Raw genomic sequence first — 518 nt, forward strand, 5'->3', positions numbered from 1 at the left:
AGAATGGACTCACCGATGGGGGTAGACACCTCAATTGGTTCACACAAAATTTCGGGGCATGCATGGAGCCTATTAGCAACAAATGGAGAAATGAAGGAAAGAGTGGCACCCGGGTCCAACAAAGCATAAACATTAAGATCATATACTTTCAACATACCGGTAACAACATCGGGTGCTTCATCCGCTCCTTGCCTCATTTGGAGGGCATAGAACCGGTTATGGCGTGGAGCGCCCCCTGGTGGTCCTCCTTGAGCATTTGGGCCTTGAGGATGGCCATCTCTTCCTTTCGCCGGACAGTTGTCACGCCCCAAGCCAAGGCCTAGGCGAGACACGGCGAATGGATAGCCCGAAGGCCACCCAAACAAGCCTCTTAGCATATCATTTGCACATCCTTGGTTTTATGGAAGCATAGCATGATAATTATACATATAACACATAATTCTAGGGGAATTGGGACTTTGGACTCAAGCTATGGGGATGTCATAGGGATAGGAATTTCCTCATCTCATCATCAAATC

At 48.1% G+C, this 518-nt stretch carries 1 protein-coding gene; it reads right to left on the reverse strand.

Annotated features, from left to right (window positions below):
* Positions 1-377: retropepsin-like aspartic protease (locus ON062_RS14040; protein ID WP_368859990.1), on the reverse strand; the 377-nt coding region annotated here is incomplete at its 3' end.
* Between the last annotated feature and the right edge of the window lie 141 nt (positions 378-518).

Origin of the sequence: Microbacterium sp. C7(2022) (assembly GCF_028823665.1) — a bacterium.
GTDB lineage: Bacteria > Actinomycetota > Actinomycetes > Actinomycetales > Microbacteriaceae > Microbacterium.